The organism is Anaerolineae bacterium, from assembly GCA_011176535.1.
Lineage (GTDB): Bacteria > Chloroflexota > Anaerolineae > Anaerolineales > DRMV01 > DUEP01.
The window spans coordinates 1-7,872 of sequence record DUEP01000087.1 but is presented as its reverse complement, the minus strand read 5'-3'; the positions used below and the strand labels follow the sequence as shown (position 1 = coordinate 7,872).

The 7,872-nt window shown below is 66.1% G+C and carries 8 protein-coding genes and 1 pseudogene; 3 read left to right on the top strand and 6 right to left on the bottom strand.

Features of this window, described 5'->3' with window-relative positions:
* Nucleotides 1-194: 194 nt before the first annotated feature.
* Genes G4O04_08240 through G4O04_08225 form a run of 4 tightly spaced genes read right to left on the bottom strand, consistent with a single transcriptional unit; the run spans nt 195 to nt 3,106 of the window.
* Nucleotides 195-407 (bottom strand): hypothetical protein, encoded by a 213-nt coding sequence (locus G4O04_08240; protein ID HEY58505.1) that lies wholly within the window; start codon nt 405-407, stop codon nt 195-197.
* 26 nt (nt 408-433) lie between these two features.
* The gene (locus G4O04_08235) at nt 434-679 is read right to left on the bottom strand and encodes a hypothetical protein (protein HEY58504.1); all 246 of its coding nucleotides are present in this window, start codon (nt 677-679) and stop codon (nt 434-436) included.
* Nucleotides 680-683: 4 nt separating this feature from the next.
* Nucleotides 684-1,808, bottom strand: a complete 1,125-nt coding sequence (ftsZ, locus tag G4O04_08230) for a cell division protein FtsZ (GenBank protein HEY58503.1) — start codon at nt 1,806-1,808, stop codon at nt 684-686.
* A complete protein-coding gene (locus G4O04_08225; protein HEY58502.1) occupies nt 1,805-3,106 on the bottom strand; it encodes a hypothetical protein in 1,302 nt (433 codons plus the stop codon). Before G4O04_08225 ends, ftsZ begins: the two co-directional genes overlap by 4 nt.
* 118 nt (nt 3,107-3,224) lie before the next feature.
* On the opposite strand from G4O04_08225, the gene G4O04_08220 reads away from it, so the two are divergent.
* The 3 genes and pseudogenes from G4O04_08220 (at nt 3,225) to menC (ending at nt 6,279) form a co-directional block, all read left to right on the top strand.
* Nucleotides 3,225-4,163: an NAD(P)H-binding protein gene (locus G4O04_08220; protein HEY58501.1), complete on the top strand. Its 939-nt coding sequence runs from the start codon at nt 3,225-3,227 to the stop codon at nt 4,161-4,163.
* 3 nt (nt 4,164-4,166) lie between these two features.
* Nucleotides 4,167-5,021 (top strand): annotated as a pseudogene (locus G4O04_08215) (hypothetical protein).
* A 127-nt stretch (nt 5,022-5,148) separates the two neighbouring features.
* Nucleotides 5,149-6,279, top strand: a complete 1,131-nt coding sequence (gene menC / locus G4O04_08210) for an o-succinylbenzoate synthase (protein HEY58500.1) — start codon at nt 5,149-5,151, stop codon at nt 6,277-6,279.
* Nucleotides 6,280-6,341: 62 nt separating this feature from the next.
* Here the strand turns inward: menC and G4O04_08205 are convergent, their stop codons facing one another.
* Entirely contained in the window at nt 6,342-6,953 is a 612-nt protein-coding gene (locus G4O04_08205; protein HEY58499.1) for a hypothetical protein, read from the bottom strand.
* Entirely contained in the window at nt 6,954-7,739 is a 786-nt protein-coding gene (fabL, locus tag G4O04_08200) for an enoyl-[acyl-carrier-protein] reductase FabL (GenBank protein ID HEY58498.1), read from the bottom strand.
* Nucleotides 7,740-7,872 lie beyond the last annotated feature (133 nt).

Below are 7,872 nucleotides of genomic sequence, written 5' to 3'. Positions count from 1 at the left end.
TCCTACCCACAAAAACGCCAAGGATAAGGCAAATAGAGGAGAAAATGAGCAATAATAGCCAACGGGCCACAAGGGTTCCTCACGATGACGACAAGAAGTGGGGAGGAGTTTCTCCCCAACGGAGGAGAATTATACCCTCCTTCCTTTCCCCTGTGGCTCAAGGATGAACAGCGGGGGATTTGAGAGCTTTTTCCTCAAGCGAGGTGGGAAAGCAATATCCCTAGAACAATCCCCAGCCCAAAGACGAGAAGCGGCAGTGTGGCCCAAAGCCACCACGGAGGGGCTGGCAGCTCCAGCAGCCCGTGGTTAAGGGCCCAGGTGAGGATGGTCAGGCGCAGTTGACGCAGGTGAAGCACCAGGGCGTCGAAGGCCGTCCAAAACCACAGTTCCAGCGTTTGCCTGTCCATCGAAGCCTCCTTTCCTTGCGAAGGGCTCATTTGGAAGTGGTGATCTTGAGGATTTTGCCTTTGGGGGTGGCCAGCACCCGCACCATGCGGGTCAGCCGCTTCCCATCCGCCGTGGTGACCCGCCGGCGGTAGAGCAACAACACGCGGGGCGGTTGACCTTCTCTTGCGGTGCGGAGCCGGCGCACGATGGGCCGCGCTCCTCGAAATTCGGGAAAGTCGCGGTAAACGCGGCGATTGATGAGATGTAGGCGCTTTTCGTCGAGCAGCGGCATGGTCTCACCCAAGGTAACGCTGTTGGCGCAGGAAGGCGGGGACATCGAAGGTGTCCACGCGGGCTGCGGGGGCCGGGGCGGTCGGTTGAGGTCGCGATGGGGTGGGCCTGGCAGATGCCGGATGAGCCCGTTGAACCTCTTGGCCGGCGGTCAGCCCGTTTGCCAAGTGCTGGACGCCCAATCCGGCGATGACCATCACCGCCTGAGCGCGGTCGGTGAACATGGGGTCCACGCTGAAGCCCCACACCAGGTCGTGCTCGGAAGGCAGGCGCACATGCAAGGCAGAAAGCGCGTTGCTCAGTTCCTCCAGCGAAAGGTCCTCGCCCACGGTGAAGTTGACCAGCACGGCGCTGGCCTCCTCCAGCGGAATGTCATCCAGCAAAGGATGGTGCAGAGCGTTCTGGATGGCCTGGATGATTTTGTGCTCGCCTTTCCCCTGGCCCACGGTCATCAGCGCGCCGCCGCCGGTGCGCAGCAGGCGGGCGAGGTGGCTGAAGTCCAGGTTGATGGTGCCGGGGCGGGTGATCAGTTCGGCCACGCCCTGCACGGCCTGCCGCAGCACATCGTCGGCCAGGCGGAAGGTCATCTCCATGGGCAGGTTGCGCGGCGCGATTTGCAACAGCCGTTCGTTGGCGACGGTGATGAGGGTGTCCACATGGGGTTGCAGGGCTTGCAGCCCCTCGTGGGCGTTTTGCTGCCGGCGGCCGATTTCAAAGGCGAAAGGCAGGGTGACGATGGCCACGGTGATGGCGCCCAGTTCGCGGGCGATGCGCGCGGCTACGGGGATGGCCCCGGTGCCCGTGCCGCCGCCCAGCCCGGCGGTGAGGAAGACCAGATCGGCCCCTTTCAGCGCCTGCCGCAGGGTCTCGGCGCTCTCCTCGGCGGCTTTGCGGCCAATCTCCGGGTTGCCGCCTGCGCCTAAGCCGCGCGTCAGTTGCGGCCCCAGTTGGATTTTGACCGGCGTGCTGGCCTGCATGAGCGCCTGGGCGTCGGTGTTCGCGGCGATGAAGTCCACCCCCTGAATCCCCAGTTCCAACATGCGGTTCACCGCGTTGCACCCGCCGCCGCCCAGGCCCAGCACTTTGATGGTCGGATGCCCGTAGGGCGTGTTGGCGTTGTTTTGGGTCATGGCTCACCTCGCTTGTCGCGGTTCATGGTTGCCAGAAGCGATGCAACATCCGTGCCATGTTGCACCTCTTGCACCAAAACCCCTTGCTGCCGCAACGCTTGCCATTGCTCCGGGGGAAAGTTGCCCGGACCTCCCACCAGGACCACCCGTCGGTGGCGGGCGGCTTCCTCTATGGAAAAGCCCACTGTGGCCCGCAGATGGATGAGCAGAGGCCGGATGAGTTCCAGGGCCCAGGGGGTTTTCTCGGGGTCCTGGGGGAGCAGGATGTAGGGGACGTGTCCGTTCCCCGAGGGGGCGGGCATCCCTTTGGGTTCCTGCTGTTCCCGCGTGTGGGCGAGGCGTTCCACGATGGGGCGCGGCGGCCTTTCCGGGGGGAGCCAGACCTGATCGGCGTGGGGGGAACCCGGTGGGGCGGCCAGGGCCCAGAAAGCGCCGCCGAACACCTGGGCGTGCAGGCGCACGCTGGGGGGCGGCTCAGCGGCGTCGTGGCCGAACAGCGCGGCAATGGCCGCCAACTCGTCGGTGACCGCCTGGGCGTCGCCCTCGCCATAAGCGCGCCCCATGCGTAGGAGGAACATGGGCATGGGGCGGCCCAGCACGGCCTGGGCGATGGTGGCGTACCAGTCGAAGACGCAAAAGCCGCGTTGGTCCTGGCTGTGGGGCGGGGTGGCGTAAGGCTGAGTTTCGGGCCAGGCTTCGGGACCGCCTTGCCCCCAGGCCAGGGGGCGGCCAAAGGAACGGGCCTCCACGGCTAGCCCCATCTGGGCCAGCACCTGCGGCGCGCGGCGGTGGAGTTCTTCTAAGAGACGGCGGAGGAAGGCGGTGTCCCAGTAATCGCCCCCTTGCGCCAGGGGAGGCAACAGGGAGGTCAGGCCCATCTCCTGGGCGGCCTGCAGCAGGGGGAGCAGGGCGTCGGCCGTGCGCTCGGCCGGGTCGGCCTGGGTCCAGGTGCCCCCCCAGGCGGCTTGCAGGTTGGGGCGGTTGAACCAGATGAGATACCGTGCCCCCCAACGGGCGTAGGCCTGCAGCAGAGGCACCACTTCACCCACGGCCGGCGGGTCGTAAACCGGCGCGTGCAGGTGCAGGATGACCGTCACCCCCTGCTCCAGCCAGGGGCGGATGTGCTCTTCGGGCACGGCGCGCGTCGTGGGGGCGGGGATGACCACCCAACGCAGCCCCAGGGCCCGTGCCGTGGGCAGGACGGCCTCCAGTTGAGGCTGGCTCAAAGGGGTGATGTCGGGCGTCAGATGCACGCCGTAGCGCGGCGGATGGGGGAAGATGGCGTGGGGGTCGCTCATGGCAGGCTCCTGAGGAGGGCTTGCGGTTTGCTTGCGCCTCTTCGGATGCAAGAGTCGTGCCAGGCAGGCCCGACAAGAAAAGTTGCCCCCTTCTCCCCACTCCCTTTATAATGGAGCCATGCGTATCCTGATTACCGGTGGGACTGGCTTCGTCGGGCAGGCGTTGGTGCGTCACCTGGTGGCGGCAGGCCACGAGGTGCGCGTGTTGTTGCGCCCCGGCGGACGGAATCCGCGCCTGCCCAAGGGCGTGCCGGTGGAAGTGGCCTTGACCACCCTGGACGACCCCCGTGGCCTGCGGGCTGCCCTGGCGGGCGTCGAAGCCGTGGTTCACCTGGCCGGGGGCGAATGGCTGGGGGTGCAAGCCGACCTGGCTCAGGTAGATGTTCAAGGCACCCAGGCCCTGGTCGAGGCGGCTTTAGAGATGCGGGTGGGACACCTGATTTACCTCAGCCATCTGGGTGCCGAGCCGGCCTCGGCCTATCCGGTGTTGCGCGCCAAAGGGCTGGCCGAGGCGGCCATCCGACGCAGCGGCGTGCCCCACATCATCCTGCGCAGCGCGCTGGCTTTCGGCCCCGGCGACGGCCTAACCACCGGGCTGGCCCTGTTGCTCCACGCCCAGCCGGGGTTTTTCCTGCTCCCCGGCGACGGCAGGGTGCGTTTGCAGCCTTTGTGGATCGAAGACCTGGCGGCGGCCCTGGCGCTGACCGTCGAGATGGACCAATGGCTTGGCCGCACCTTAGAAATCGGCGGGCCGGAGCAGTTGACCCTGGGCGAAATCGTCCAGACCGTGGCGCAGGTTCTGGGCCTGCGGCGGTGGATGATTCCCGTGCCGCCGGTGTACCTGCGGTGGCTCACCGTGGCGGTGCAGTACGCCCTGCCCGCCTTCCCCATCTCGACCTATTGGCTGGATTATCTGGCCCTCAGCCGCACCTGCGACGTGGATGTGCTCCCCCGGGAGTTTGGCCTGATGCCCGAGCGCTTTGCCCGGCGGTTGGATTACCTGAAAGCCATCCCCTGGAGGCGGCGCTTGTTGGCTACCCTGTTTCGCTTGAGGTGAACCATGCGACGGCTGCGACTTCCCAAAGGCGAGGTGGAGATTCGCTTCCTCCACACCCCGGACGAGATGCGTCAGGTGGAAGAGGTCCAGCGAGTGGTCTGGCCGGGCAGCGAAACCGATGTGGTGCCCATGCACCTGCTCATCACCCTGGCGCACAACGGCGGCGTGGTCCTGGGCGCTTTTCCCCTGGACGGTGGGGGACGGCCCGGCCCCATGGTCGGCTTCGTATACGGCTTTCCCGGCCTGGTGCAAGATGAGGGAGGCTGGCGCCTCAAGCACTGTTCCCATCAGTTGGGCATTGTCCCTGAATGGCGCAACCAGGGGTTGTCCTACTGGCTCAAACGGGCCCAGTGGCAGGCGGTGCGTCATCAGGGCATCGACCTCATCACCTGGACCTACGACCCCTTGCTGAGCCGCAACGCCCACCTAAACATCCACAAACTGGGCGCGGTGTGCCGTACCTACCTGCGCGAAGTGTACGGGGAGATGCGCGACGGCCTCAATGTGGGCCTGCCCTCGGACCGCTTCCAGGTGGAGATGTGGGTGAACGCGCCGCGGGTGAAAAGACGCCTGAGCGCCGAGCCGCGCAAACGACTGGACCTGGCCCATTTTCTGGCTGCTGGGGCGCGCATTGTGATGCGGCCCGACGGCTGTCCCGAACCCCCGGAGATCACGCCGGAGACCCCAGGCGCCCTTCCCCCGGCCCCCCAGGACCAGCCGTTGCTTTTGGTGGAAATCCCCCCCGATTTTCTGGCCCTGAAGGCCGCGGACCGGGATCTGGCGCTGCGCTGGCGGCTGCACACCCGCGCCTGGTTCGAGGCGCTGTTCGCCCAGGGCTACTGGGTGACGGATTTCGTGTATCTCCCCGGCCAACATCCCCGCAGTTTCTATGTGTTGAGTTACGGCGAGAGCACTTTGGGCTGAACTTGCCAACCGCCAATCGCCAATCGTAAATCGCAAATCGCAAATCTTCTCCGAGGTCACCATGCTCAAAATCGAAACTCTCACCCTTTATCATTTGCGCATGCCCCTGGTCACCCCCTTCGAGACCTCCTTTGGCCGCATCACCCACCGCGAGTGCTTGATCGTGGAGGCCCGCGACGAGCAAGGCCTTGTCGGCTGGGGCGAGGTGGTGGCCGACCGCGACCCCGGCTACGCCTACGAGACCACGGGCACGGCCTGGCATATCCTGAGCGGCTTCCTCGTCCCCTGGCTCTTGAACGCGCCCCTGGACGACGCCGACCCGGCGGCCGACTTCCAGCGCCGGGCGGCCAGGGTGCGCGGGCACAACATGGCCAAAGCCGGCCTGGAGATGGCGCTGTGGGATTTGCGCGGCAAGCGAGAAGGCCGTTCGCTGCGCGAGATGTTAGGCGGCGTGCGCGAGCGGGTGGCCATAGGCGTCTCGGTGGGCATCCAGCCCACGGTGGAGGCTTTGCTCGAGACGGTCGCCGCCTATGTGGAGCAGGGTTACCGGCGGGTGAAACTCAAAATCAAGCCCGGCCGCGATGTGGCCGAGGTGCAGGCCGTGAGGCGGGCTTTCCCCGGCCTGCCCCTGCAGGTGGACGCCAACAGTGCCTACACGCTGGAAAGCGCCCAGGCCCTCAAGCCCCTGGACGACCTCGACCTCTTGCTCATCGAGCAGCCCCTGGCCGAGGACGATCTGTGGGATCACCACAAGTTGCAGGGGGCCTTTCGCACCCCCATCTGCCTGGACGAAAGCATCACCTTGCCCCGCCACGCCCGCCAGGCGTTGGAGATGGGCGCCTGTCGGGTGATCAACATCAAACAGGGGCGGGTGGGCGGCCTGGGCAACGCCAAAGCCATCCACGACCTGGCCCAGGCGCAGGGCGTTCCCGTGTGGTGCGGCGGCATGTTGGAGACCGGGATTGGTCGGGCGGCCAACCTGGCCCTGGCCTCGCTGCCCAACTTCGCCCTGCCGGGCGACATCTCGGCCACCGAGCGCTATTACGCCCGCGACATCACCCTCGAGCGCTTCACCCTGAACGAGGACAGCACCATCACCGTGCCAACGGGCCCGGGCCTGGGCGTGACGGTGGACCGGGAGGCGTTGGCCGCCTTCACCGTGCGCTGCGCCACCTTTGCCGGAGAGGTGTGACGCTTCGTGTAGCCAAACGGCGATGCTCCCTCTGGGGATGGTGGGCCCTCTGGGGGGGGCGGTCAAACCTCCCGCGTCCAGACTTCCCCCACGGGGCGGAAACCCATGCGCCGCAGGTAGCGCTGATGGGCGCGGTTCCCCCCTGGCGAAAGAAGCCGGCGAATCCCCCGGGCATGGAAATAGGCCGCGTTTTCCCCGAAGAGGAAGCGCCCGATTTTGAAGTCGCGGTAGCCGGGGATGACATAGTCGAGCCACACCATGGCCGTGCCTTCCCCCTCAGGCCGGGCGATGAACAGGCCCGCGGGCATCATGTCGCGCAGGATGAACACAGCCAGGGCGTCGCCAGGAATTGCGGCGCGGAAAGCGGGCAGGTAGCGGCGGATATCCTCGGCATGGAACTCCAGAAAGCGGCGCAGATAGACGGAGTCCACGGGGATTTCCAGCAGGGTGAAGTATTCCTGCTGGCGCAGCATCTGGAAGAGGTAGTACGCATCCACGGCCACGATGAGCCCGTTGAGCACGGCCACAGGGTGGGCGCGGATGAGCAGGCCGTAGGCCGTAAAGGCCAGGGCGCCCAGCAGGTTGATCACCCGCAGGCGCAACAGGGAGGCCATCATCAACGAAAGGGCCACCAGCGCCGAGCCGGTGTACCCGATGAGTTCCACCCAGGACATTCAGAGCCCTCCCGTGGCAGGCAGAAGGTACCCGCCGTCCACCACGATGACCTGGCCGCGGATCATCGCGGCGCCCGGGCTGCACAGGAAGGCGACCACCTGGGCGATGTCTTCAGGGGTGGTTAAGCGACCGGCCGGAGTGGCGGCTCGGGCTTTTTCAATGGCGTCGCTCTGGCGGAGCACGGCGAAATGCTTCAGCGCGTCGGTGAGCACCACCCCCGGCGACACGGCGTTGACCACGATGTCGTAGGGGGCCAGTTCCACGGCTAAGTAACGGGTGAGGGCCTCCAGGGCGGCTTTGCTGGCGCCCACCACCACATACTCCGGCAGCACCCGCATGGAGCCGGGGCTGGAGATGCTGACGATGGCCCCGCCGCCGCGCCGCTGCATCAGGGGGGCCGCCTTCTGAGCGGCGAAGAGCAAGGCGCGGGCGTTGATGTTCATCGTCCATTCCCAACCCTTGGGTTTCTGCTCCATCACAGGGCGGTTGTAGCCCGAGGCAGCGTTATGGATGAAGAAATCCAGGCCGCCGAATTCCGCCTCGGCGGTGGCGAAGAGACGGTCCAGGTCGTCGAGGTCGCCCACATTGGCCTTGACCACGACGGCGCGGCGGCCCATTTGTTCGATGAGGCTGGCCGTTTCCTCGGCGGGCTTGCGGTTGCGAAAGAAATTGACCACCACATCGGCGCCTAAGCGGGCAAACTGGAGTGCGATGGCCTGGCCGATGCCGCGGCCCGACCCGGTGATCAGGGCGACTTTTCCGGCAAACAAATCTGGGGCAAACATGGGTTGACCTCCGAGAGGGGAGGATGAGGGTGGTCTCATGATAACACAGAGGGTTGGCAAGAGGCCGAATTGTGGTAAAATTGGCTTTGCCTGGCACTCGAGGCCTTCGAGTGCTAAAACAAATCGGGTACCG